The 24,358-nt window shown below is 69.2% G+C and carries 20 protein-coding genes; 11 read left to right on the top strand and 9 right to left on the bottom strand.

Annotated features, from left to right (window positions below; all coding sequences use genetic code 11):
• Positions 1-53: 53 nt before the first annotated feature.
• Positions 54-1,370: a hypothetical protein gene (locus J2W68_RS12255; protein ID WP_310236285.1), complete on the top strand. Its 1,317-nt coding sequence runs from the start codon at positions 54-56 to the stop codon at positions 1,368-1,370.
• A 256-nt stretch (positions 1,371-1,626) separates the two neighbouring features.
• Here the strand turns inward: J2W68_RS12255 and J2W68_RS12250 are convergent, their stop codons facing one another.
• The gene (locus J2W68_RS12250) at positions 1,627-3,333 is read right to left on the bottom strand and encodes a GMC family oxidoreductase (protein ID WP_310236284.1); all 1,707 of its coding nucleotides are present in this window, start codon (positions 3,331-3,333) and stop codon (positions 1,627-1,629) included.
• Positions 3,334-3,534: 201 nt separating this feature from the next.
• Here J2W68_RS12250 and J2W68_RS12245 point away from each other — a divergent pair, with 201 nt between their 5' ends.
• On the top strand, positions 3,535-4,383 hold the full coding sequence (locus J2W68_RS12245; protein WP_310236282.1) for a WecB/TagA/CpsF family glycosyltransferase: 849 nt from the start codon (positions 3,535-3,537) through the stop codon (positions 4,381-4,383).
• 100 nt (positions 4,384-4,483) lie between these two features.
• On the opposite strand, the gene J2W68_RS12240 is transcribed toward J2W68_RS12245, so the two are convergent.
• Positions 4,484-5,725: a glycoside hydrolase family 5 protein gene (locus tag J2W68_RS12240; RefSeq protein ID WP_310236280.1), complete on the bottom strand. Its 1,242-nt coding sequence runs from the start codon at positions 5,723-5,725 to the stop codon at positions 4,484-4,486.
• 197 nt (positions 5,726-5,922) lie between these two features.
• Here J2W68_RS12240 and epsE point away from each other — a divergent pair, with 197 nt between their 5' ends.
• From epsE to J2W68_RS12200, 8 genes are all read left to right on the top strand, one after another.
• Entirely contained in the window at positions 5,923-6,816 is an 894-nt protein-coding gene (epsE, locus tag J2W68_RS12235; protein WP_310236278.1) for a polysaccharide export protein EpsE, read from the top strand.
• The gene (locus J2W68_RS12230) at positions 6,816-8,264 is read left to right on the top strand and encodes a Wzz/FepE/Etk N-terminal domain-containing protein (protein ID WP_310236277.1); all 1,449 of its coding nucleotides are present in this window, start codon (positions 6,816-6,818) and stop codon (positions 8,262-8,264) included. Before epsE ends, J2W68_RS12230 begins: the two co-directional genes overlap by 1 nt.
• 2 nt (positions 8,265-8,266) lie before the next feature.
• A complete protein-coding gene (locus tag J2W68_RS12225; RefSeq protein WP_310236275.1) occupies positions 8,267-9,001 on the top strand; it encodes a CpsD/CapB family tyrosine-protein kinase in 735 nt (244 codons plus the stop codon).
• A gap of 4 nt (positions 9,002-9,005) precedes the next feature.
• Positions 9,006-10,469, top strand: a complete 1,464-nt coding sequence (locus tag J2W68_RS12220) for an O-antigen ligase family protein (protein ID WP_310236273.1) — start codon at positions 9,006-9,008, stop codon at positions 10,467-10,469.
• A gap of 142 nt (positions 10,470-10,611) precedes the next feature.
• Positions 10,612-12,042 (top strand): haloacid dehalogenase-like hydrolase, encoded by a 1,431-nt coding sequence (locus tag J2W68_RS12215; protein ID WP_310236271.1) that lies wholly within the window; start codon positions 10,612-10,614, stop codon positions 12,040-12,042.
• Positions 12,039-12,944, top strand: coding sequence for a glycosyltransferase family 2 protein (locus tag J2W68_RS12210; protein WP_310236269.1), 906 nt, complete (start codon positions 12,039-12,041; stop codon positions 12,942-12,944). The genes J2W68_RS12215 and J2W68_RS12210 overlap by 4 nt, the downstream gene beginning before the upstream one ends.
• 1 nt (position 12,945) lies before the next feature.
• Positions 12,946-14,121, top strand: a complete 1,176-nt coding sequence (locus J2W68_RS12205; protein WP_310236267.1) for a glycosyltransferase family 2 protein — start codon at positions 12,946-12,948, stop codon at positions 14,119-14,121.
• Positions 14,118-15,401, top strand: a complete 1,284-nt coding sequence (locus tag J2W68_RS12200) for a lipopolysaccharide biosynthesis protein (RefSeq protein ID WP_310236265.1) — start codon at positions 14,118-14,120, stop codon at positions 15,399-15,401. Before J2W68_RS12205 ends, J2W68_RS12200 begins: the two co-directional genes overlap by 4 nt.
• Before the next feature lie 92 nt (positions 15,402-15,493).
• Here J2W68_RS12200 and J2W68_RS12195 read toward each other — a convergent pair whose 3' ends face one another.
• From J2W68_RS12195 to J2W68_RS12165, 7 genes are all read right to left on the bottom strand, one after another.
• On the bottom strand, positions 15,494-16,795 hold the full coding sequence (locus J2W68_RS12195; RefSeq protein WP_310236263.1) for a DUF58 domain-containing protein: 1,302 nt from the start codon (positions 16,793-16,795) through the stop codon (positions 15,494-15,496).
• Between the two features lie 34 nt (positions 16,796-16,829).
• Positions 16,830-17,822, bottom strand: coding sequence for an AAA family ATPase (locus J2W68_RS12190; RefSeq protein ID WP_310236260.1), 993 nt, complete (start codon positions 17,820-17,822; stop codon positions 16,830-16,832).
• A gap of 25 nt (positions 17,823-17,847) precedes the next feature.
• Positions 17,848-18,972, bottom strand: coding sequence for a DUF4350 domain-containing protein (locus tag J2W68_RS12185; RefSeq protein WP_310236258.1), 1,125 nt, complete (start codon positions 18,970-18,972; stop codon positions 17,848-17,850).
• The gene (locus tag J2W68_RS12180) at positions 18,972-20,585 is read right to left on the bottom strand and encodes a DUF4129 domain-containing protein (RefSeq protein ID WP_310236256.1); all 1,614 of its coding nucleotides are present in this window, start codon (positions 20,583-20,585) and stop codon (positions 18,972-18,974) included. The genes J2W68_RS12185 and J2W68_RS12180 overlap by 1 nt, the downstream gene beginning before the upstream one ends.
• Positions 20,575-21,576 (bottom strand): stage II sporulation protein M, encoded by a 1,002-nt coding sequence (locus tag J2W68_RS12175; RefSeq protein WP_310236253.1) that lies wholly within the window; start codon positions 21,574-21,576, stop codon positions 20,575-20,577. Before J2W68_RS12175 ends, J2W68_RS12180 begins: the two co-directional genes overlap by 11 nt.
• Entirely contained in the window at positions 21,573-22,256 is a 684-nt protein-coding gene (locus J2W68_RS12170) for an RDD family protein (RefSeq protein ID WP_310236251.1), read from the bottom strand. The genes J2W68_RS12175 and J2W68_RS12170 overlap by 4 nt, the downstream gene beginning before the upstream one ends.
• 80 nt (positions 22,257-22,336) lie before the next feature.
• Positions 22,337-22,879: a gamma carbonic anhydrase family protein gene (locus tag J2W68_RS12165; RefSeq protein ID WP_310236249.1), complete on the bottom strand. Its 543-nt coding sequence runs from the start codon at positions 22,877-22,879 to the stop codon at positions 22,337-22,339.
• 60 nt (positions 22,880-22,939) lie between these two features.
• On the opposite strand from J2W68_RS12165, the gene J2W68_RS12160 reads away from it, so the two are divergent.
• On the top strand, positions 22,940-24,349 hold the full coding sequence (locus tag J2W68_RS12160; RefSeq protein WP_310236247.1) for a coniferyl aldehyde dehydrogenase: 1,410 nt from the start codon (positions 22,940-22,942) through the stop codon (positions 24,347-24,349).
• Positions 24,350-24,358 lie beyond the last annotated feature (9 nt).

Here is a 24,358-nt window from a genome sequence, read left to right as displayed (position 1 = left end):
TCCCGGACCCACGGCAGCCACCACCATGGCCCACGCCTGGGACAGGAGTCCTTATGCACTTCACAGTTGTCGCCATGCATGCCAGCAACGCGCAGAGGGGCCGCCCCGAGCATTGCGTCGGCGTCGACCAGAACTTGAACGCGACAAGGCCTGTCGATCGCAGAACGCACCGCTGGCTGGCCGTGTTGTGCCTGATGCCGGTCACCGCGTTCGCGCAGTCGGCGTTCTCACCGTTCGCCGCCGTCAGTGTGGAACACGACTCGAACGTGTTCGGATTCGCGGACCGCGAGGAAGCCGAACGGATCGCCGGCGATCCGGCGCTGTCGGACACGATCCGGCGCGCGATCGTGGGCGCCGATTTGCAGCACACGTTCGGACAGCAGACCCTGCGGGTGGGCGTGCAGGGCGGCCGCAACGACTTCCAGCGCTTCGGCCAACTCGACCACACCCATCATCGGGTGAGCGCTGCGCTCGACTGGCGCCTGGGACCGCGTGTGGACGGCCTGCTCGACTGGCGCAGGGAGCGGCGCATGGCCGCGCTGGCCGAACGGGACAGCGACGCACTGGCGATGGAGAACGAGCGCGTCGCGACGGCGGCACTGAACCTGGACATCGGCGCGGACTGGCGTCTGGAAAACACCGTCCTCAGCCGGGAGTTGGCATCGCCGCTGGTGGGACTACCCCGGTTCACGCTGCAGGAAGATAGCTTCAGCACCGAACTGCGCCACAGCGGCCGCGGCTTGTTCAATGTCGGGGTGCGTGCCGAATACCTCGACGGCCGCTTCACCGGCACGTTTCTGGGCGAAGAACCCTTCGACCAGATCACCGTGGAGGCGGTCGCCAACTACGCGGCCAGCGGCCTGTCGCAATTGAACGCACGCCTGGGCCACAGCCGTCGTCGCGACCGGCGCAATGCCGGCAACGACACCTCCGCCGTCACCGGCCTGGTTTCGGTCGAGCGGACGATCAGTGGCATCACTTCCGTCGACCTGGCGCTGTTCCGCCAGATCAATTCGTTCTCCTATGGGCCAGAGTCGGTCATTGAAAGTGGCGTGCGCAGCAGCCTGCGCTGGCAGCCGACACCCAAGACCGGGCTGCAGGCCGGACTGGAATGGAGCCGGAACAGCTTCCAGGACGGCCCGCAGAACGATCAGACCGGTGCGCCCGCGCGCATCGACCGCCAGCGCACCGCGTTCGTGCGCGTGCAGTACGCGCCGCTGCCATGGCTGGGCCTGCATCCCTACGTGCTTGCGAGCGATCGCAGTTCCAACGATCGCGCGCAGCGCTACGACAAATACGTGGTCGGCCTCGAAGTGCGCATCCGGTTCGGCCGCGCCTTGCCCACCGAAGCCATCAACCGCCGCTACTGACGGCCGCCCGCCGTGTGGCGCTGGCGCGGGCATGCTTGCTGTCAGCCGGCGTCAGGAACCGGCAACCGGGCCGCGGTGATTTCCAAGGCACGCGCATCACTGCGGACTGCCACGCGTCTGGACGCGAGCCAGGCGCAGGATTACGCGCCGTGGCAGATCCGAGCACGCATGCCCGGCCACTGAGTCGGCTGCAACGCAGGTGCCCGGCCAGCCGTCCAGGGGCACGCCACACGACTGCGGACGTCGCCGCTGCGGGTCACGCAGCTTCGCGTGTCTGCGTTCCCGCGCAGGTCACAGCAGGCTCGACCAGTCGTGCCTGCAGGTGCTCGGCCAGACGCAGCGCCAGGGCGACGATGGTCAAAGTGGGATTGGCTTGGCTCGAGGTCGGGAACGCCGCTGCGCCGGCGACGTAGAGGTTCTCCATGCCGTGCACCCGGCAATCGCTGTCGACCACGCTGCGCTGCGGATCGGTGCCCATGCGGGCGGTGCCGATGTGGTGGCCGCCGTAGGCGCCGTAGCGCAGCATCTCTGCTTCCACGGTGTCGGGATCGTAGTCGAGACGGCCGGCGCCGCTCTCGTGCATGTCGCGCGCAAGCACCGCCAGGGCGGTGCGCACGGTCTGCACATCGCCCGGCGCATGACGCCAGTCCACCAGCAGTTGTGGCATGCCCAGGGCATCGCAGGTTTCGGACAGGGTCACCCGGCTTTCGCGGTTGGGCTGCTGTTCGGCATGGAAATCCAGGCTGAAGCGGTTGCCCTTGGGATGCACGATGATCGACGGGAACTTGCGCGACGCCAGCGTGCGTCGGGTCAACAGGTGCCAGCCGAAGGCCACGGTGCTCGGCAGGTCCCCCACCAGGTTGCGCAGGTGCGCCCACCAGGTGCGGGCTTCGATGGGGCCGTCGCCATGCAGCCGCTTGGCGTATTCGTAGGGGATGAACGGCTTGGCCAGATACAGCAGCGACAGTGGGCCGCAGCGATGCGCCGGATCCGTGATCCGCGGATGGTGCAGCCGCGCGATGAAATTGCCCACGCCCCGGCGGCGCTGGCTCTCGGCGGACAGGGCGAAGCGGCGGCGACAATAGATGCCGTCCGCGTCGCGCTGGTAGCCGTGGTTCACCGCCGACACCGGTCCGTCCAGAACCACCGTGCCGATGGTGCCGGCCAGATGGCACATGTAGTAACGCCCGACCACGTCATGCGCGTTGCCGATGCCGCGCGGATGTACATCGCGGCTGGCCAGCAGCAGTCGCGCCACCTCCAGGCCACCGGCGGCCAACACGACATGCCGGGCGCGCACCTGCAGTTGCTTGCCGGTGAGTGTGCGCACCTGCAGCGCGCGTACCTGCGCGCCGTCGTCACCCACTTCCAGCGCGGTGACGTTAGCGTGCAGCAACACGCGCACGTTCCGCGCCGCCTCCAGGCGCGACCCATAACGCGCACCGAAATCGGTGGGGCGGCTGAAACGCTCCAGCGCATCGGTGTCGAAATCGCGGCTGTGGAACCCGGCGATCAGCGGCGACGGCGGCTGCGCGAATGCCTCGCTGGCCGTGTAGGCGAACCTGCCTGCCTCGCACAGCGTGTTGGCCCGCGGGTAGTACGGCAGCACGTCCTCGAAGGCGATCGGCCACCCGCTGTCGGGCACATGCGCGCGGGGCTCGAAGTCGATCGGATCGAACGGAATGCAGCGCCCGCCCCACAGCGTGGTCGAGCCGCCAAAGCGGCGTACGCGGTAGCGATCCGGCGGCGGATGCAGGGCCTCGTCGCGGACCTGCCCGGCGTACAGCGCCTGGGTGGCCGGCTCCTCCCGTCGCCCGCCCGCCTCCAGCAGCAGCACGTCGTAGCCGCTGCCGATCAATTGCAGGGCCATCGTGATGCCGGCGGCGCCGGCGCCCACGATGCAGATATCCGCGCGCAGCGCATCGGCGCCGCCAGGCTCCAGATCCAGTGCGTCCAAGAACATGGCAGCCGCTCCGTGCAGCGTCCTGCGACCCAGGACCCCGCGCAGTCTCGTCCCGGTCGCGGCCCACGTCTGTTCGACCGCTTACAGAGCGCGGCGCGCGCGGTTCTGTTGGACGCCATACAGACCACCGTGCGCACGGCCGCTACCGTGCCGCCTACCGGCCACCGCCGACAGCGGCGCCTTGCACACTGGGAATCGAACATGCGCGTCAAGCACCCGCCGCCGCCCGCACCCCACGACGGCGAGGCACTGCCGGCCACGGTGCTGTCGCACGCCGGGCGCATGACCTGGCACCTGGACGACTACGATCTCGATGCGTTCGCAGACGTCGCCGCCGGCTTCGGGCAGGACCGCTACACCTACGTGGTCACACCGAATGTCGACCACCTGATACGCCTGCACGAGGACGTGGCGTTTCGCGCCCTGTACGCCGATGCCGGCTTTGTGCTTCTCGACAGCCGCTTCCTGTCGCACGTCCTGCGCGTGACCAAGGGCGTGCACCTGCCGGTCTGCGCGGGCAGCGACCTGGTCGCACGACTGTTCGCGGACGTGATCCATCCCGACGATCCGCTGGTATTGATCGGCGGCTCGATCGAGCAGGTGCGCGAGCTCACAGCGCGACACGGACTGACCCGGCTGGCGTATCACAATCCCCCCATGGGCTTTATCCACGACCCGGACGCAGTGGAGGACTGCCTGCGTTTCATCGAGGCGCACAGCCCGTTCCGGTTCTGCCTGCTGGCCATCGGCTCGCCGCAGCAGGAGATCATTGCCCGGCACCTGCAACAACGCGGGCACGCGCGTGGGCTCGCCCTGTGTATCGGTGCGTCGGTGAATTTCATCACCGGCACCCAGAAGCGCGCGCCGCGGTGGATGCAACGCAGCGGACTGGAGTGGGTCTATCGACTGTTGCAGGAGCCAAACCGGCTCGCCCGGCGCTACCTGGTGCGCGGCCCGCGCGTGTTCGGCCTGCTGCCGCGCACCGACATTGTGTTGCGACGCAGGCCGGTGATCGACGGCCGGCCGGAACCGGCCGAGCCTGCCGCTTAGCGAGCTCTCTCCACCCGCGGTCCTGCGCGCCAGGCTGCGGATCGAACGGGCTGTAAACGATGCTGGAATTCAACGTCGAGGCGCGTTGTTCCCGTCGCCCCTATTGCGCGCCCCAATGCCGACGCAGCAGGGCCATCTTGTCCTCGCGCACCCGTAACTGCGCATCGAGGATGCCGCCGGTATCGTCACTATTGGGGGTGTAACACCAGTAGAAACTGCTGTGGATCCCCTTGCCCTGCAGATACTCGACCAGGGCGTCCTGCCAGGCCACGTCCCCTGGACCGGCACCGGGACCGCGACCGTAATGGCCACCCCACTCGCCGATGATCACCGCATGGCGGGGATGGAATTGCCCGAACAAGACCTCCCAGTGCGCGGCGAGGTTCGCCGGGTAGTCCGACGCCTCGAACGTGGATTTGCCGTAGACGTCGGGGCCGTAGGTGTGCGGACTGAGCACCAGCTTGTCGCCGCGGATGTCGAGCGGCTGGTAGGCCTGCGGCTGCAGGTTCTCGCCGTAGTTCATCGGAATGGTCGAATCCTCCCGCCCGTCCCAGTTGCCGGTGATTCCGGCCACGAACACCAGCAGGTCCGGGTTGGCCGTCAGCACCGCCGCGGCCGCCTTCTCCGCCGCAGTCTTCCAGTGGTACCTGGGATCGGCCGCGCTTGAATCGCCGGCGGACCAGCGCACGATGCCATTGGGCTCGTTGTAGAGGTCGATGCCGATGAAGCGCCGCAGGTGCGCGTAGCGCGCGGCGACAAACACCAGATCGTCGATCCAGTCCTGCTCGGTGTAGGCGCGGCCGTGGTACATCAGCCCGAAATCGGCCGGCGTGTCCACGAACCAGGTCGGGTACTGGCGCTGGGCCGATACGCTGTGGAAATCCAGCACCACATACAGCCCCTGGCGATCGGCCTCCGCCATCCACAGGTCCAGGACCTGCAGTGGGGTCTTGCCGACAAGCTGCTGGTTTTCTGGGCCGTCCAGCCAGCTGAGCTGGTCCACCGGCGTGGTCACATGCAGGGTGTCGGGCACGAACGGCAGACGCACCGCGTTGAAGCCCAGCGTCTTGATCTGCGTGATCTGCGCCTTCCAGCCCATCTTCCACAGGAACTGCGGCTGCAGGATCGGCGCATTGAAGCCGAAATGATTGATGCCGCGCAGCTGGACCGGTCTGCCGTCCGGGTCGTGCACCTGCCCCGCGCGGACGTGGTAGCCGGACGGCGGCGGCAGGGTGGCAGGTGGCGATCCGGTCGCAAGAGGCGCCGGTGGTCCGGCCGCAGCTGCCAGCAAAAGCCATCCCAGTACCAGCAGGCACGTCGCGCCCAGCAGTGTCTTGCGCATCGCAGTCTCCGGCGTTTTCGAGGCGGACATCGTCTGGCCCACACCCTAGACCTCCTTCGACGCGCCATCGGTCACGCAACGCACAGACGACGCGCTCTGATGCTCGGAATATGCCGCCATGCCACCACGGCGCACCGCCCCAGGCATCCGGCCTCACCGGTTCAATCCAGCACAGATCGCTCACGGAGATCGACCGCATGATCACCCACCCGCGCGCGCCGACAGGCACGACACGCAGCTGCTCGGCATTCGTCATCGCGACCGCGCTGTTGCTGCTGGCACTGTGGACGCCGGTCATGGCGCAAGCACCCGCGTCTGTGGTCCCGCCCACCCCGGCGGAGGCAGGCACGGGCGAGGCCGCCGACCCGTTGCTGCGACTGGGCCCGGGCGACGCGGTGAGCATCAAGGTCTTCGGCCGACCGGAGCTCGACACCACCACCTATATCTCCGACGACGGCACCGCACCCGTTCCGCTTGCGGGGTCGGTGCAGATCGGCGGGCTGTCTCCCGCGCAGGCCTCCGCACGCGTTGCGGATGCGCTGCGCCAGGGCCAGTTCCTGATCGATCCCCAGGTCACGATCTTCCTGGTCGAGTTCCGTAGCCAGCAGGTCTCGGTGCTGGGCCAGGTGCAGTCACCCGGACGGTTTCCGATCGAATCCAAGGTTTCGGTGTTCGACCTGATCGCCCAGGCCGGCGGCACCACCGAAGACGGCGCGGACGTGATCTATCTGCTGCGGCCGGCCGCCGACGGCAGCGTGCAGCGCCACGCCGTGGACCTGCGCGCGCTGACCGAGGGCGGCACCTTGCAGGCGGCGCCCGCCGTGCAGGGCGGCGATTCGATCTTCGTGCCGCGCGCGGGCCAGTTCTACATCCACGGCGAGGTGCAGACGCCCAACATGTATCGCCTGGAGCACGCCATGACCGTGGTGCAGGCGCTGTCGCGCGGTGGTGGTGTGACGCAGCGCGGCAGCAGCAATCGCATGGAGATCCGCCGGCGCGATGCCGACGGCCGCTACATCACGTTCCGCCCAGAGCTGACCGATCTGGTGCAGGCCGACGACGTGATCCTGATCAAGGAACGGATTTTCTGATGGACACCCAGCCTCTTGCCATTGCGCCGGAACCCGGGAAGCGTCCGTCTTCCGGGTCCCAGATCGCGTCCTACGTGCCGCGTCACTTCGTCCATCCCGGTCTGTCGCTCTGGCAGTTGCTGGCCATCGTCTGGGCCTGGCGCAAGGTCACCCTGGCCGTGGTCGCCGGCGCACTGCTGCTGGCCCTGGCCGCGTCCAAGCTGCTGCCCAAGACCTACACCGCGACCGCCACGCTGATGGTCAATTACGAGATCTACGATCCGCTCGGCGGCAAGGAGTTTCCGATCGGCCTGCTGGGCAGTTACATGGCCACGCAGATCGAGCTGATGCACAGCGCCGAAGTCCTGCTGGAGGTGGTGCGCCGGCTCAAGCTCAACCAGGATCCGCGCTATACCGCGGGCTTCGACGGCAGTCCGGAGCACCTGGACGAGTGGGTCAAGTCCGTACTGGAGCGGAAGCTGATCATCGAACAGGGCCGCTTCGGCAGCCAGTTGATCCACATCACCTATTCCGCCCGCAAGCCTGAGGCGGCCGCCGCCGTCGTCAACACGCTGGCCGAGGTCTATGCGGAGCAGCAGCATTCGCGCCTGACCGGCCCGGCGCGCGAACGCGCCGATCGCTATACCGAGCAACTCGAGGGACTGCAGGAGAAAGTCGCGCGCGCGCAGGACGAGGTCACCGCGCTACGTGCCCGCAACGGCACCATCGACCCGACCGCGAAGATCGACATCGAGATGGAGAAGCTCGGGACGCTGCAGCAGCGCCTGCTCGACACCCAGCACACGCGCCGCACGGCCGAGTCACAGTTGTCCGGCGATCTGTCGGTCGGAGACCAGGTCCTGAACTCGCCGCTGGTGCAGACGCTCAAGGCCAGGGTTGCCACCGACGCCGCGCGCCTGGCCGAACTGCGGGCCACGCTGGGCCCGCGCCATCCCCAGCTGCTCGAGCTCGAATCGCAGGTCCAGTACAGCCAGCGCGCGCTCAACACCGAGACGGGCAACTACCGGCGCAATACCACCTCCACGGTTGCCTCTTCGCGGCAGCTGGAGTCCAGCCTGCAGCAGGCGGTGGACGAACAGCGCGAGAACGTCATCGCTGCGCGGCAGCTTCAGGATGAGCTGGGCAAGTACGAGCTGGAACTGGAATCGGCGCAGTCGGTCTACCGGCGTGCGCTCGAGGGCTACGACCAGATCATGTTCGCCTCTGGTGGCCACTACACCAATGTGCGCTTCGTCGGCCCCGCGCCCGAACCCCTCAAGCCCAGCAAGCCCAATCTGCTCAAGAACGTGATCCTGGCCCTGGGCATCGGACTGCTTCTGGGTCTGCTCGGCCCGCTCGGTTACGAACTGCTGCTCAACCGCCGGGTGCGCTGTCGTGACGATCTAGAGCGGGACTACGACCTGCCCGTGCTCGGCGAATTCGCCAGCGTCCCCGCCCTCCGGACCTGACCATGATCGAAGTGATGGACACACCCACGGCGACACCTGGCGAGCCGGTCGACACGGAACGCGACGCTGATACGATCCAGCCCGACCACGCCCTGGTCGGTGGCCTGGCCTATCCGGACGAGTCGCTGATTTCCGCGCACCAGCCGCATGCCGCACGCAGCGAGCAGATGCGCGCCCTGCGCACCGAACTGATGCTGCGCCGTGACGACACTGGCGGCGCGGATGTGGTGACACTGCTGAGCGCCGGACGCGGCGAAGGGCGTTCGCAGCTGGCTGCGGAACTGGCCATCACCTTCGCGCAATTGGGCCGGCCGACGCTGCTGCTGGACGCCGACATGCGGCATCCGCGCCAGCACATGCTGTTCGGTATCGACAATCGCCAAGGCCTGTCGCAGATGCTCACCGAGCGGCTCCCGCCACGCCTCTTTCCGGTCAGCGGGATGCCGAACCTAATGCTGCTTCCCGCCGGGACGCCGCCGTCCAATGCACTGGAACTGTTGTCCGGCCCCGGTTTCGAGCACGCACTCGCGCAATGGCGCCAGGACTACGCGTTCATCATCATCGACACCCCGCCGCTGGACACCTATGCCGATGGTCTGGCCGTGGTCAACCTGGCACGGCGCGGACTGGTGCTGACCCGCGCCCAGCACACGCGTTACCACGACACCAGGCAGATGCTGCGCCGCCTGGCCGCCACCCAGGCACAGATCCTGGGCTCGGTCATCAATCACTTCTGACCCCATGGCCGTCTCCGGCAACCTGCCCCACGCACCGGCGGCCGCTGGCCTTCCGCCCGCGCATGACGATGGCGCGTCCTGGATCCGCGACGACCGGTTCTCGTGGCTGCTCGCGGCCATGGTCTGGGCGCTGGTGGTGCTCATCACCGTGCCCGAGGGCTTCGACTACTCGGCCCTGACCACCAATGACATGCCGACCTCCGGCAGTGCGGTCAGCCGCCTGCAATGGCTGACACTGATCGGTCTGGGCACGGCGTTCCTGCTGTGGCGCGGCGGTCTCGCCTGGCTGCTGGTGCGCTGGTTCAATCCGTTTCTGCTCGCCTTCGTGATCCTGGCCGTGGCCAGTACGCTGTGGTCGATCGAGCCGGGGATCACCCTGCGCCGGATGATCCGGGTCGCCGCGATCCTGCTGTGCGTGGGCGCGATGGTCCTGGTGGCCTGGCATCCGCGACGGTTCCAGCAGGTCCTGCGCCCGATCGTCACGGCACTGCTGGTCGGCTCGTTGCTGTTCGGCCTGGCCTTTCCGCACCTGGCCATCCACAGCGAGAGCGCCGCCGAACTGGCAGGCGCCTGGCGCGGCCTGACCAACCACAAGAACAGTCTCGGCACCCTGGCGTGCCTGGGCCTGATCTTCTGGCTGCACGCGGGGCTTGCGCGCGATACCCGGCGGCTGCCGGCACTGGGCGGCGCGGCCGTCGCCGTCGCCTGCCTGCTGCTGTCGCGCAGTTCCACGGCGCTGGTCACCAGTGCGTTCACCTGCATCTTCCTGCTGATGCTGATGCGCTCGCCCAAGGGGCTGCGTCGCTGGATGCCATGGCTGACGGCGCTGTTCGCGGCCGTGCTGCTGGCCTATTCGCTGGCGGTGCTGCGCTTGGTCCCGGGGCTGGAGGTGCTGCTGACCCCGATCACTGCGATCACCGGCAAGGACCTCACCTTTACCGGCCGCACTGAGATCTGGGCGATCGTGATCGAACAGATCCGGCTGCACCCCTGGCTGGGCGGTGGCTATGGCGCGTACTGGATCGGGCCGATCCAGGGCTCGCCCGCCTACGAGATGGTGCGCCTGCTGTATTTCTACCCGGGCTCCGGCCACAACGGCTATATCGATATCGCCAACGACCTGGGGGGGATCGGCCTGCTCGTGCTGCTGGGCTACCTGGTCGTCCACGTGGCCCAGTGCCTGCAGCTGATGAAGATCGACCGCGGCCAGGCCGCGCTGTACCTGGCGATCTTTTTCCAGCAGGCGGTGAACAATCTGTCGGAATCGCACTGGCTCAACGTCACCACGCTGAGCATGGTGGTCATGACCGCGGCCAGCGTGTCGCTGTCGCGCGCACTGCTGGAGCACCGGCTCCAGGGCGCGTTCGGCAGGCCGCGATCCGCGGAGGCCGGAGAATACCGTTCGGTTCCGCTGCGGGCGTTGCCGCCTGGGTCCCTCATCGCGGCCCCCACGGGCGGGCCGCGATGAACGCCGTGCCCACCCGCGACGCACGACAGCACCGGGGCGAGCGGCGTGCGTGTCGCCCCGCGCACTCGACCGCGTTGCACCACTGCGCTGCGGTGTTGTGCGGTGACGCCGCGTCCGCGGCGCATTCCGAAGCCACCGCGTCATGACGACCGCCGTACGCCTGAGCACGCACAGCCGGTCGCCGAGGGCCGCGCTGTCCGCAATCCGCGATTTCGACGGCCCGCTGCTGATCGACCTGGACGAAACCCTCTACCTGCGCAATTCGACCGAAGACTTCATCGACTGCGCGTGTCCCGGCCTCGTCGCGATCGTGCTGCTGCGCGTGCTGGACCTGTTGAAGCCCTGGCGCTGGACCGGCGGCCCGGCGACCCGCGATTTCTGGCGGGTGCGCACGATCGGCCTGCTGATGCCCTGGACGCGCGGGCGCTGGCGGCGACGAGCGCACCGACTGGCGGCCGAACACGCCAACCAGCCGCTGATCGACACGCTCAATGCGCATCGTTCGTCAGCCGTCATCATCATCACCAACGGCTTCGCGCCGATTGTCGGCGCGCTGGTCGCCGGTCTGGGGCTGTCCGTCCACCAGGTCATCGCCGCCGGCCTGTCCTCGGCGCGCGATCGCCGCATCGGCAAGCTGCGGATGGCCCAGGAGCAGCTCGGCGACCGCATCGTGGGCGACGCCCTGGTGCTGAGTGACTCCCTGGACGACCTGCCGCTGCTGGATGCCTGCCGGCGGCCGCTGCTGACCATCTGGCCGGGCGCCCGCTTCCGCTCGGCCCTGGCGCGGACGTATCTGCCCGGGCAATACCTCAGCCAGGTCAAGCGACCCGGCGAGCGCTACATCGTCCGCGGCATCCTGCAGGAGGACTTCGTTTTCTGGGTGCTGGCATCGGTGGGGCTGGCCGCCCTGCCGGTCCTGCATGTGCTGGGCCTGGGTCTGCTGCTGCTGTCGTTCTGGACGATCTACGAACTGGGCTACGTCGACAACGATCGCGTCGCCGCCCGCTACGAGTCCGACCCCAAGCTCAGCGCGGCCTATCACGCCGCGCCCGTCGCCACGCCCAGGGTGCGGCCGTGGATCTGGGCGCTGGGCAGCGCCGCACTGGCCATCACTGTGCTGCGCTGGCCCGCGCCGCCCGGCATCGGCGACCTCGCCATCTGGACCGGCCTGCTGTTGGCGCTGCAGCTGAGCTTCCGTTTCTACAACCGTCTGGACAAGCAGACCCGGATCTGGCCGTTCGCAGGCCTGCAGCTGGCGCGCGCGGCGGCCTTCGCGGTCCTGGTGCCGATCAGCCCCGTCGGCGCGATGGCGCTGGGTGCCCACGTGCTGGCGCGCTGGACGCCGTATCTCCTCTATCGCATCGGCGGCCGCGAATGGCCCGACACCCGCTTCCATCTGGTGCGGCTGATGTTCTTCGGGGTGCTGAGCGGCTTGCTCGCGCTGGCCGTGGGCATCGCGCCGCTGCTGGACTGGACGGCGGCGGCGCTGCTGGGCTGGAACCTGTTCCGGGCGCGCAAGGAACTGCTGTCCATGGTGAACGCCGCCAGCCGCATCGACAGGACGCCCGCATGAACGTGAGTCTGTGCATCGCTACATACCGCCGTCCCGATCGGCTGGCGCTGCTGCTGGACGACCTTGCGGCGCAGACACGCCCACCCGACGAACTGGTCATCGTCGACAACGATCCCGACGCCAGCGCCGAGGCGGTGGTCGCCGCGCGCCTCGCCATCGGCCTGCCCTTTCCGGTGCGATACGACCGGCAACCGGTCAAGAACATCTCGCTGACCCGCAACCACAGCGTGGCGTTGGCCGGCGGCGACTGGATCGCCTTCATCGACGACGACGAGCGTGCCCCCGCCGCCTGGCTGGACCAGCTCTGCAGTGCCGTCCGAGACCACGCGGCTGACGGCGTGCTGGGACCGGTCGTGCCGGTGCTGCCTGCGAACGCGCCGGCGTGGATACGTCGCGGCCGTTTCTACGACTGGACACGCCTGCGCAGCGGCCAGCCGGTGCCGCCCAACCGCCTGCGCTTCGGCAACCTGATCCTGCGCGCCTCGTTGCTGCACGGGCCGGCGCCCTTCGATCCCGCCTACGGCCTGACCGGCGGCGAGGACGGGGATCTGCTGACGCGCCTGGCGCAGTCCGGCGCCCACCTGGTGTGGTGCGACGAGGCGGTGGTGCACGAACCGGTGGAGTCCGCACGCCTGACCCTGGGCTGGCTGCTGCGCAGGGCGCTGCGCGGCGGCCAGGACTTCGCCCGCCATACCCTGGCAGGGCGCTATGGATCCAACAGTCTGGGCGCGCGCGCGCGACTGGTGCTCCGCGCCGCCGCGCAGTTGCTGGCGGCCACGCTGCTGACGCCGCTGAGCCTGCCCTTCGGCCGCCACCACGCCGTGCACTGGATGACCAAAGCCTCCGCCAATCTCGGAAAACTGACCGTTTTCTGGGGCTGGCACTATCGGGAGTACGCGTGACATGTCCGTGATCGCGTCGGTGGGATTCCTGCTGCTGGCCTTGCCCCTGCTCGGCAGTCTGTACCTGCTGCTGCTGACCCTGCTGTCGGGCCAGCCGCGGCCGCAGCCCCCATCGCGCCGGCACCTGCGCTTCGACATCGTGGTGCCGGCGCACGACGAGGCTGGCGGCATCGCCCGCACGATCGCCAGCCTGCAGGCGATCGACTGGCCGCGCGACCGCTTCCGCATCCTGGTCGTCGCCGACAACTGCACCGATGCCACCGCCACGATTGCCCGCGACGCCGGCGCGCAGGTGCTCGAACGTCATGACGCACGCCTGCGCGGCAAGGGCCATGCCCTGGCCTTCGCCTTCGCGGCCAGTCGCCGCGACGGACTTGCCGATGCGGTCGCCGTGGTCGATGCCGACACCGGGGTTTCGCCCAACCTGCTCGAGGCCTTCGCCACGCGCCTGGAGCAGGGCGCGCGCGCGGTGCAGGCGCACTACGGCGTGCGCAATCCCCTCGCCTCCTGGCGCACGCGCCTGATGACCATCGCCAAAGGCGCCTTCCACATCGTGCGTTCGCGCGGGCGCGAGCGCATGGGTCTGTCCTGCGGCCTGCGCGGCAACGGCTGGTGCGTCACCCATGGCCTGCTGCACCAGGTTCCCTATCGCGCCTACTCGCTGACCGAGGACCTGGAATACAGCATCCATCTGGGGTTGGCCGGGGTGCGCGTGCACTATGCCGACGAGGCCCACGCCGACGGCGACATGGAAGCTGGAGGCGCCACCGCGGCACCGCAGCGGCAGCGTTGGGAACAGGGTCGTTTTGCACTCACACGGCAGCACGCGCTGCCTCTGCTGTACGCAGGTCTGCGCCGTCCCAGCAGCCTGTGCCTGGACCTCGCACTCGACCTGCTGGTCCCGCCGCTGTCGTCTCTGGCCCTGTCGGCAGTGGCGCTGCTCGCGCTGGCCGCGGCCGCCGCCGCATGGCAGCCCGCCCTGGGGTTCTGGCTGATGTGGCCTGCAGTCTCCCTGCTCGCCATCGCGCTCTACGTGCTGCGCGGCTGGCAGCTCAGCGGCACCGGATCGCGCGGTCTGCTCGATCTCGCCGCTGCGCCGGGCTTCGTCCTTTGGAAGCTGCTGGCCATGCTGCGGCCACGCACGGCAGGCTGGGTCCGGACCCAACGCCGCCCATGAAGCCGCAAACGCGCGGATTCTTCGTCCGGATGTTCAGCGGCGCCGTGATCGACCAGGCGCTGCTGTCGGCAGGCAGCCTCGCCGTCGGGCTGCTGCTGATCCGCCATGCCAGCGAACTGCAGTACGGCTACTTCGTCCTCGTCACCAGCATGCTGATGCTGATGGCATCGCTGCAGAGCTCCTTCATCGGTCCGGCGATGATCCATCGCATGACCACGCTCGACCGGGAAGGTCGCGGCAGACTGACCGGCGCCATCTATCGCGAACAGCGCCGCTGGAGCCACCTCATGGTCCTGGTCGCGGGCGTCGGCACGGTGCTGCTGTGGGGCTCCGGCGTGCTCGACCGGCAGACCGGCCCGCTGGTGCTGGTGACCATCTGCACCGCTGCGGCGGCCCTGCGACGCGAATTTTTCCGCATGGTGCTGCTGGCCTACCGCCGCTCCGCTGAAGTGCTCAGGGCCGACACGGCCTATGTGGTCCTGCTGGTCGGCGGCGTGCTCGCCACCAGCCTCATGCCGAGCCCGGCGATGGCGACCACGGTGCTGCTGGGCCTTGCCGCGCTGGTCGGAGGCACCCTGCTCAAGCGCCTGTTGCGCAGCCGCGAAGCCTGGGACATGACGGGCGACCACGGCATCCTGCGGCGCATCGCGCCGGTCGGCGCCTGGGCGGTGACCGGCGCGGTCATCCACTGGAGTTACAGCCACGGCTACAACTACCTGGTCGCCGGCACCCTGGACGTGGCCGCCATCGCCGCCATCGCTGCGACACGACTGCTGCTGATGCCGATCAATCTGCTCTCCACCGGCATCGGTGCGCTGATGCTCCCGCTGGCCTCCGGCTGGTTGCACACCCTGGGCCCGGCGGCGGTGCTGCGCCGGCTGAGCCTGTTTGCCAGCGGCGTCGCGGCGGGCGCGCTGGTCTACCTGGCCGTACTCTGGCTGACCCGCGACTGGATCTTCGCCACGGTCCTCAATAAACAGTTCGAACACGCTGACACGCTGCTGGTGCTCTGGTCGGGCGTGTTCGTGCTGATGGTGATGCGCGACCAGTTGATCTACCTGCTGGTGGCCCGCCAGCGTTTCCGAATCCTGGCCGCGCTGTCGGCCGTCAGCGCCGTGCTTTCACTGCTGGTCAGCTATGCCGGTATGCAGCGTTTCGGCGTGATCGGCGCACCGCTCGGCCTGCTGGTGGGCGAAGCCCTCAGCCTGACCGGCATCGTGCTGCTGTCCCTGCGCGAGCTCGGGCGCCCGGCGCCGGTCCAGATCTGCGCGGCGCAATGAAGCGCCGACCGCGCGCCGTGGGCGCGGTCCCGGGTGACATCGAATGGCAGTGGCGCCGGGCATACCACGCGCGGCTGACGTCGTAACGGGCGCTACAACAGGCCGTCGCGCTTCACCGCCAGATAGCGCTCCACCAGCGCGGACGGCAGTTCTTCACCGGTCACATCGAGGACTGCAATGCGATGGTTGCGCAACGCGTCGTGCGCGGCCTTGCGTTGAGCGAGATAGCGCGCGGTGGCGCCGGCGCGGATCGCGTCGTCGTGATCGCGCACCTCCGCCGACAGCACCTCGTCGAGCGCGCGCTCGCGCAGCGACGCGACGATGACCAGATGCCGCTTCTGCAACATGCGCACCGCGCTGAGCACATCCTCGATGTCCTCGTCGCGCAGGTTGGTGACCAGCATCAGCAACCCGCGGCGGCGCTGGCGCAGCGACAGTTCGGTGGCAGCGGCGAGATAGTCGGTGGCCACCGGTTGCGGCTGCAGGTCGTGGCTGACCCGCAGCAGGGTGTCGACCGCGCCCATGCCGCGTTGCGGGGCCATCCAGCGGCTCTCGCCACCGGTCGCGAACAGGCCGACCGCGTCGCCCTGGCGCAGCGCGAGATAGGACACCACCAGCGCGGCATCGAGCGCGTGGTCGAAATGCGACAGCGCGCCGTCCTGGGCGAGCATGCGGCGGCCGGTGTCGAGCACGACGACGAGCTGCTGGTTCTTCTCGTCCTGGTACTCGCGAGAGATCAACTTGCGGGCGCGCGAACTCGCCTTCCAGTCGATCTGGCGCAGGCTGTCGCCGACGCGGTACTCGCGCATCTGGTGGAAGTCCGTGCCCTCGCCACGGCGGCGCTTGATGTGCGCGCCGACCAGCCGCGAGGCGCGGTCGGCGCTGAGCAGGGCGAAGCGGGTCAGCGGTGCGAAGTTCGGAAACACGCGCACCTGGTGTCGCGTACCGGCCTCGCGCCGCTGCCGCCACAGCGCAAGCGGTGAGCGCAGCCGCAGCTGCACGCCTTCGAACACCGCCGCGCCACGCATGTCGGGCTGCAGGGTGTAGTCGACGCGCGACACGGTATCCGGCGTCAGCCGCAGACGTCGCGGCAGACCCTCGACGCGCCAGCCCGGCGGGTGCAGATCGAAGACCTCGAGATGCTGGACCTGCGCGCCACCCTCGATCTGCAGCGACACCGGTCGCGCAATGCCGATCGGCCAGGCCTCGGCCATCGTGCGCACCACGTCCGGCGTCGGGCGCCGCAGCAGCAGCACGAGATCGAGGATCGACAGCAGCAACAGCGCCGTGCCGAACGTATTCCACGGCAGCACTGCCGCAGGCCACAGCGACGCCGCCACACCGCCCAGGCCCCAGACGACCAGCAGCACGACGAGGACGATCGTCGGCCTCATGCGCGGCGGCTCGCGTGCGGGCGTCGCGACGGACTCACTTGCGCGGCGCTTCCACGCGCGCGAGCAGCGCCTGCAGCACCTGGTCGGCGTCCTGCCCTTCGATCTGCAGTTCCGGCGCCAGCGCGATGCGATGGCGCAGCGCCGGGGTCGCGATCTCGCGGATGTCGTCGGGCGTGACGAAGTCGCGACCCGACAGCACCGCCTGCGCACGCGCCGCGCGCACCAGCGCCAGACTGCCGCGCGGCCCGGCGCCAAGTGCGATGCCCGGCCATTTGCGCGTGGCCGTCGCGATGCGCACCGCGTAGTCGATCACCGCCGCATCGACGACGGTCGCCGCGGTGCCCTGCTGCAACGCGACGATCTCGCCCGGCTGCAGCACGGTCTCAAGTTGCGACAGGTCGAAATCGGCCGCGACCTTGCCGCTGCTGATCGCAGTCACCATCGCGACTTCGTCCGCGTGCTCGGGATAATCGATCAGCACCTTCAGCAGGAAGCGGTCGAGCTGCGCTTCCGGCAGCGGATACGTGCCTTCCTGTTCGACCGGATTCTGCGTCGCGAGGGTCATGAACGGCGGCGGCAACTCGAAGCTGTGGCCTTCGATCGTGACCTGCTGTTCCTGCATGGCTTCCAGCAGCGCCGATTGGGTCTTGGCAGGCGCGCGGTTGATCTCGTCGGCGAGCAGCAGGTTGGTGAAGATCGGACCGCGACGGACCACGAAGGTCTCGCTCTTGGTGTCCCACACGGCATGACCGCTGACATCGCTGGGCATCAGGTCGGGCGTGAACTGCACGCGCGCGAAGTTGCAGCCGAGCACTGCCGACAGCGCGCGCACCAGCAGCGTCTTGCCGAGGCCGGGCACGCCTTCGATCAGCACGTGCCCACCAGCGAGCAGCGCGACCAGAATCTGGTCGAGGACCTCGGGCTGGCCGATGAAGGCCTTGGAGACTTCATCACGGACGGCGGCGACGCGCGCGGCAAGGGCGTCGCCAGTGATCGGCGCGGACGGGGGCACGGGCAGCTCGGTCATGTTCCAGCTCTCATCGGGTTCGTCCTCACAGGTTGTTTCGCATCTGGATCAGTCGGGCGATGCGCTGGCGGAACGCCTTCGCATCATCGGGTCGGGGCGCCTGCAGCGCGAGGCGGACATCGCGCGGCGACAGGCCGGTGCGCGCGGCGACGGCCTCGATCCCGGCTTCGCCGTCGAGCGCGGCAGCCAGGGGATCGCGCCGGCGCAGTCGGTCGAAAAACGCCCCGCGCACCGCGTCGTAGAGCAGCGGAGCGCGGCCGTAGCGCACCAGGTGTTCGCCGCTCGCGGCCACGTGTTCAAGCAGCGCGCGACGCGCGACCGGTGGCGCCGGTAGCACCGGGCCGAGCCGCTGGGTGCGCATCCACAGCCATGCGAGCAGGGCCAGCAGCAACGGTCCCCACGCCATCCAGCCGCGGGTGAGGATCTGGTACCACAGCGGCGGCACGCTGGCGGCGTACACCAGATGCACGGTGCCCGCGCCCCAGTTCGGCGCCAGCAGTTGCCGGGTCAGCAGCGCGTGCGGCACTTCGCGCAGATCGGCGTTGCGCATGAAGTCGAAATCGGCGAGCACATCAATGGTGCCGGCGCCATGCGCCAGCCGCGCGAATACCAGGCCGTCCTCCGCGCCGTCGCCCCACTCCAGAAGCGGTGCCTCATCGACCAGGAACCGCCGCCCGTTGCAGAACTCGACATGGCCGCCCTGCCCCGTCACCAGCAGCGGTTCACACCGCGTCCGCCCGTCGACGGTGTGGACGCCGAGGCGTTCGAGCAGATCCCAGTCACGCGCCGCATCCGCGCGTCGACGCGGGAGCGGCGTGCGCACCAGCAGGTGTCCGCCGCCGTCGACCCAGCCAAGCAGAGCGTCGACCTCGGACGGTAGCAACGTGCGCGGCTCGCTGTAGAGCAGCACGGTGTCGCGGGGTGCGAGCGGCACGCCGGAGAGCTGCAGGCGCTGGCGCGAGCGCGCTTCCACACCATCGGCACGCAAGGTCTCACGCAGGGCATAAAGCGGGTTGTAGGCGGCCTCGCCGCGCGGAGGCAGGTCGACGGTCTCGGACACACGCTCGTGCGTGTGCAGGAACCAGACCACGGCCAGCGCGATGATCAACGCGCCGATCGCGGCGAGTCCGAGGCGTGCGGGCCAGCGCATCAGGCGGACCATCCGAAACGCGGCGCCAGACGCGCCAGCAGCGCGTCGAGCCCAGCGTCGTCCGGCAACCGCTGGCCATAGGCGGCGCGCTGCCACACGCGCACCATCTCGGCAAACGCATCGCGGTCTTCCGCATCGGGCATGCGCCGCGAGGCGCGCAGGCACTGCGCCTCGGTCGCACCCGGCACGAGCGTGACGCCGGCGCGCGTCGCCATCGCCTCGACGCTGCCGCGATACAGCAGCGCTAGCGCGCGACGATGCCGGCCCTCGGCCCACAGACGGCGAACTTCGGACACCAGATCCGGTGGCAGCGCTTCGGGCGGCGGCGGCGCGGCTTCGACGACGATCTCGCTCGGCTCGCGCACAGGTCCCAACGTATCGCGCATCCACGGCCACCAGTGCCGCGCGGTCCAGGCCAGCAGGCCGACGAGAATCGCCAGCACGATCCACAGCCCGTACTCGGCGATCAGCGCGAAGATCTGCGCGATCGCGGCCAGCAGGCCGGTATTCGGCATGGACGAGCCGCTCGGCTCCCGCTTCTTCTCCTCGACTTTCTTGCGCTGCCAGCGCGTGACCTCGCGCTTGTTGTCGAGCAGCGGATCGGCATAGGCGCGTTCGATCGCGCGTTCGAAGGAGGCACCGTCCTCGACGTTGCCGAACACCTGCGGCAGTGTCGGCACCTGTGCCTCATCTGCCTCTGCCTCGTCGGGTGCCCGCTCGCCGGGCCGCCAGGTCTTGGTCGGATTGATCTCGCGCGTGCTGTCGTCGCTGGCGGTCGCCGGATCCTGCGCATGTCCGGAGACCGGCGCCAGCATCAGCCCGGCGAGCAGCAGGCCGAGCATCAGGGTCACCGCCGGCGCCAGGCGCGCGCGCAGGCGCCGGAAGGCGATCTCCAGATCCCAGGCTTCCAGCTGGGTACGGCGGTTGAGGTACAGACCGAAACCCGCGCCGACGTAGAACGGCTCGACCAGTCCGATCGCCATCCAGAACGCGAGGTTGCCGAGCACCTGCACCCAGCGCGGCGGCTGTTCGGAGATCAACGCCCACATCGCCCGAGCCGACTCGGACAGCAGTTCGGTGGGCACGAACATCAGTACCAGCGTCGTCAGCGACAGCAGCAGGGCGATCACGAACAGCTGGCAGATGACGGTCAGCAGCAGGGCGTGGCCGCCGATGCCGTCGGCCAGCAACCGACGCCGCTGCGCGAGCGGCGCGCCGGACAGGCCTTCGAGCAGATCCACCGGCAAGGTCGCGGCGCGCCACGGACTGAAGCGCCGCCAGGTCAGATGGCCGATCAGTGGCCGCCAGCCCCAACGCCATTGCGCGACCAGCGTGGCGCGCATGCCGGGGGCCGCGCCGAAGACCGCGCGCGAGAGCACGAACAGCGGCACGCGGTCGAACACCGGCTTGAGCCACCACAGCGCGAGCGCTGCGAGCCACAACTGGTCGATCGCCCAACCCAGCGCGTTGAGCACGACGAACACCGGCAGGCCGAGCAGCAGCGACGGCCCCCAGATCGCGCGCGCATGTCGGCGCACCAGCGCGTTGCCGAGCTCCATCGCCTCCCACGCGGTGCGCGGTCGCAGTTCCACCTGCACGGTCTCAACGCGCATCGGCCACCCCGCGTCCGCCGCGCCACAGCCACAGCCCGGTCAACAGCCACAGACCGCCGCCGACGCCGAACTTGATCGGGTCTGGAATCGCGCCGGTCGACGACCAGAACGCTTCGACGAACGCCGCAAACACCAGCATGACGAGGATGCCCAGACACAGCCGTCCGCCATCGCGACCGGCCTGCACCAGCGCATCGACGCGGCGCAACTGGCCCGGCGCGACCAGCGCCAGCCCCAGGCGCAAACCACCGGCGCCGGCGATGACGATTGCGGTCAGTTCCGGCGCCGAATGGCCGACGACGAAGCGCCAGAACGGGCCGCCGTGGCCGATCGCCTGCAGATGCCCGGCGACCGTGCCGATGACCACCCCGTTGAAGATCAGCACGAAAATCGTGCCAACACCGGCGAGCAGACCACTGGCGAAGGTGCGGAAGCCGATGCTGACGTTGTTCCAGATGTAGTAGCCGAACATCTCCATGTCGGTCTGGCGCTCGCGCGCGAAACGCTCGGCGGCGCGCGCCGGGTCGTACATGCCTTCCATCTGCGCCAGCTGCTCGGGCGACATCACCCCGTAGGCGAGCTCGGGCCAGAACTGGATCAGCACGAACAGCAGCACCAGCGGTACCGCGAACAGCACCAGCGAGGCCCACAGACAGCCACGTTGCGCGCGCACCAGGCGCGGAAAATCAGCGAGCAGGAAGCGCAACGCGCGGCGCCATGGCGGCGGCGGCGGCCGGTACAGCACGTTGTGGCCGCGCTGCATCAACGCCTGCAGACGTGCGGTGACCTGCGGGCTGTAACCGCGACGCCGCGCGAGCGCCTGCTGCTGGCACAGGCGGCGATAGCGCGAGGGCACATCCTCGTCGCCCAGTCCGGTCCATTCGCGACGCGACGCGCGCGCGCGTCGCGGACTGCCCTCGCGCGCATCGAGCCAGCGCTCGAACGCGTCCCAATCGGCCTCGTGGCGGGCGACGAAGGCGTCCTGCCTCATGCGCGTCGCCCCAGCAGCCAGTTGGCGACGCCGAGCAGCCGCAGCACGCCGGTCTCACCACGCGCACCGGTGACCGGTGTGGCGATGTCGGCCAGTTCCTGCTGGCGCTCGCCGGTCAAGGCATGCGCGCGTTCGGCGAACGCGATCACCGCGACCTGCTCGTGCGCCTGCAATGGAACGGCCGGTGCCTGCGGCGCGATCTGCAGCGCGTCGATGCGCGTGCGCTCGCGCGGCGCGTGGATCACCAGCGTGCCGGCCACCATGTCGCCCAGGCGCCGGCTCCAGGGATCGGCCAGGCTCGCGACCAGGCCTGCGCCGTAACCGAAGGGCAGCATGTCGACGGTGCGCATCAGATTGCGCACGAAGCTCGCCATCCAGCCGATCGGCGCGCCGTCGGCCGACACCACACGCAGGCTGAGCGCGCGCTTGCCGGGCGTCTGCCCGCCGTACAGCGCTTCGAACACCACCGGATAGCCCCAGAACACGACGAACAGCACGATCATGTACATGCCCGAGCCGAACTTGCCGAGCATGCCGAGCACGACCGAGATCGCCATCAGCAGCGCGCCGCGGATGGCCAGATCGATCAGCCACGCCACCGCGCGCGGCACCGGGCCGGCGGCGGGCAGTCGCAATGCGACGCCTTCGGGCGTATGGACCTCGCGCACGGTATCGAGCATCAGGCGCCGCGGCTCCGTGCGGTCATGCGCGTTTGCGCGTCGTCCCTGTCGGTCATGCGTGGTGGGCGTCCCTGCCGTGCTCAGCCCGCCAACGCGGCGAGATATTCGTCCTTGAGGCGCACATAGTGCGCGGCGCTGTAGTACAGGCCTTCGATCTGCGCGTCATCGAGCTTGCGCACGCAGCGCGCCGGATTGCCCACCCACAGTTCGCCCTCGCCCACCACCTTGCCCGGCGACACCACCGCGCCGGCCGCGACGAAGGCGTGCTTCATCACCACGGCGCCATCGAGCACCAGCGCGCCCATGCCGATCAACGCCGCGTCCTCGATCGTGCAGGCGTGGATCACCGCTTTGTGGCCGATGGTGACGTCACTGCCGATCAAAGTCGGAAACCCGCCGAGCTTGGCGTGTGGTCCGGCATGACTGACGTGGATCACGGTGCCGTCCTGCACGCTGGTGCGCGCACCGATGCGCACGTGGTTGACGTCGCCGCGGATCACTGTCGCCGGCCACACCGACACATCGTCGCCAAGCGTGACATCGCCGATCACTGTCGCCGCCGGATCCACGTAGACGCGTGCGCCGAGAGTCGGTGCGATGTTCCGGTAGGGTCTGAGGTCCATTGCTGAAGTTTACCTGCGGCTCCACCGGATTGCCGCGACGGCCGCGGCTACACTGCGGCGATGGATGCTGCCCTGCCCGCTTCGACACCCGTCGCCGACCTGCAACCGACGCTCGACGCGCTGCGCGCGGCCTGGCGCAGCCGTCGCCCCGACGCCGCGCAGCGCCGCGACGATCTCGCCCGTCTGCGCGCTGCATTTGCGCGTCGTCTCGACGAGATGGCCGATGCGATCTCGGCCGATTTCGGTCACCGCGCGCGCGCCGAATCGCTGATCGCCGACGGCATGACCGTGCTGTCGGAGATCGATGCGCTGCGCGGCCATCTGCGCGGCTGGATGCGCCCGCGCCGGGTCGGCGCCGGCTGGAAGCTGTGGCCGGCGCGCGCCGAAGTCCGGCCGGTGCCGCTGGGCGTGGTCGGCGTGATCGCGCCATGGAACTACCCAGTGAATCTGGCGTTGATTCCACTGGCGACCGCGATCGCCGCCGGTAATCACGTCTATCTCAAGCCGTCCGAACACACGCCGCGCAGCAGCGCGTTCCTGCGTTCGCTGCTGGCAGAAGTGTTTCCGCCTGACCGCGTCGCCGTCGCACTGGGCGATGCCGACATCGGCGCCGCGTTCGCAGGTCTGCCGTTCGACCATCTGGTGTTCACCGGCTCGACCGCCGTAGGCCGCAAGGTCATGGCCGCGGCGGCGCCCAACCTCACCCCGCTGACACTGGAACTCGGCGGCAAGTCACCGGCGATCGTCTGCCCCGGCTATCCGCTCGACAAGGCCGCGGCGCGTCTGGTCACCGGCAAGCTGTTCAATGCCGGCCAGACCTGCATCGCGCCGGACTACGTGCTCGTCGATGCCGCGCGCCGCGATGCGCTGCTCGAGGCGCTGCGCTTCGAGGTACAGGCGCGCTATGCCGATGCCGGCGCGCGGGCGTCGGATTACACGCACATCGTCAGCGACGCGCAGCACGCGCGACTGACCGGCCTGATCGACGATGCGCGTGCACGCGGCCTGACCGTGCTGCCGCTGCTCGAGGTCGAAGGCACGCGCGCACTCGCGCCGACGCTGATCGTCGAACCCGGCGACGACGCCGAGGTGATGCGCGAGGAGATCTTCGGGCCGATCCTGCCGGTGCTGTCCTACCGCACGCTCGACGAGGCCATCGCCTTCGTCGAAGCACGCGACCGGCCGCTGGCGCTGTATCCCTTCGGCGACCGCGCCCAGGCCGAAGCGATCCTCGCCCGCACCGTCGCCGGCGGCGTGACCGTCAACGACACCCTGCTGCATTTCGCCGCGAATCGGCTGCCGTTCGGCGGCGTCGGTCCCAGCGGCATGGGCGCGTATCACGGCCGCGCCGGTTTCGATGCGATGACCAAGGCACTGCCGGTGCTGTGGCAGTCTCGCTTCGCGGTGAGCGACTGGCTGCGCCCGCCCTATGCGCGGATCGCAACGCTCATCGACCGCCTGGTACGTTGAGCCACGCGC

Origin of the sequence: Luteimonas terrae (assembly GCF_031457535.1) — a bacterium.
Classification (GTDB): domain Bacteria; phylum Pseudomonadota; class Gammaproteobacteria; order Xanthomonadales; family Xanthomonadaceae; genus Luteimonas; species Luteimonas terrae_A.
This window is presented reverse-complemented; position numbering and strand designations above follow the sequence as displayed.

Bases quoted from the DNA above. Each gene is read 5' to 3' on its own strand.
- J2W68_RS12225 (WP_310236275.1), top strand. From the start codon at position 8,267: ATGATCGAAGTGATGGACACACCCACGGCGACACCTGGCGAGCCGGTC.
- J2W68_RS12210 (WP_310236269.1), top strand. From the start codon at position 12,039: ATGAACGTGAGTCTGTGCATCGCTACATACCGCCGTCCCGATCGGCTG.
- J2W68_RS12165 (WP_310236249.1), bottom strand. From the start codon at position 22,879: ATGGACCTCAGACCCTACCGGAACATCGCACCGACTCTCGGCGCACGC.
- J2W68_RS12240 (WP_310236280.1), bottom strand. From the start codon at position 5,725: ATGCGCAAGACACTGCTGGGCGCGACGTGCCTGCTGGTACTGGGATGG.
- J2W68_RS12175 (WP_310236253.1), bottom strand. From the start codon at position 21,576: ATGAGGCAGGACGCCTTCGTCGCCCGCCACGAGGCCGATTGGGACGCG.
- J2W68_RS12250 (WP_310236284.1), bottom strand. From the start codon at position 3,333: ATGTTCTTGGACGCACTGGATCTGGAGCCTGGCGGCGCCGATGCGCTG.
- epsE (WP_310236278.1), top strand. From the start codon at position 5,923: ATGATCACCCACCCGCGCGCGCCGACAGGCACGACACGCAGCTGCTCG.
- J2W68_RS12170 (WP_310236251.1), bottom strand. From the start codon at position 22,256: ATGCTCGATACCGTGCGCGAGGTCCATACGCCCGAAGGCGTCGCATTG.
- J2W68_RS12245 (WP_310236282.1), top strand. From the start codon at position 3,535: ATGCGCGTCAAGCACCCGCCGCCGCCCGCACCCCACGACGGCGAGGCA.
- J2W68_RS12255 (WP_310236285.1), top strand. From the start codon at position 54: ATGCACTTCACAGTTGTCGCCATGCATGCCAGCAACGCGCAGAGGGGC.
- J2W68_RS12205 (WP_310236267.1), top strand. From the start codon at position 12,946: ATGTCCGTGATCGCGTCGGTGGGATTCCTGCTGCTGGCCTTGCCCCTG.
- J2W68_RS12190 (WP_310236260.1), bottom strand. From the start codon at position 17,822: ATGACCGAGCTGCCCGTGCCCCCGTCCGCGCCGATCACTGGCGACGCC.
- J2W68_RS12160 (WP_310236247.1), top strand. From the start codon at position 22,940: ATGGATGCTGCCCTGCCCGCTTCGACACCCGTCGCCGACCTGCAACCG.
- J2W68_RS12230 (WP_310236277.1), top strand. From the start codon at position 6,816: ATGGACACCCAGCCTCTTGCCATTGCGCCGGAACCCGGGAAGCGTCCG.
- J2W68_RS12220 (WP_310236273.1), top strand. From the start codon at position 9,006: ATGGCCGTCTCCGGCAACCTGCCCCACGCACCGGCGGCCGCTGGCCTT.
- J2W68_RS12185 (WP_310236258.1), bottom strand. From the start codon at position 18,972: ATGCGCTGGCCCGCACGCCTCGGACTCGCCGCGATCGGCGCGTTGATC.
- J2W68_RS12215 (WP_310236271.1), top strand. From the start codon at position 10,612: ATGACGACCGCCGTACGCCTGAGCACGCACAGCCGGTCGCCGAGGGCC.
- J2W68_RS12195 (WP_310236263.1), bottom strand. From the start codon at position 16,795: ATGAGGCCGACGATCGTCCTCGTCGTGCTGCTGGTCGTCTGGGGCCTG.
- J2W68_RS12180 (WP_310236256.1), bottom strand. From the start codon at position 20,585: ATGCGCGTTGAGACCGTGCAGGTGGAACTGCGACCGCGCACCGCGTGG.
- J2W68_RS12200 (WP_310236265.1), top strand. From the start codon at position 14,118: ATGAAGCCGCAAACGCGCGGATTCTTCGTCCGGATGTTCAGCGGCGCC.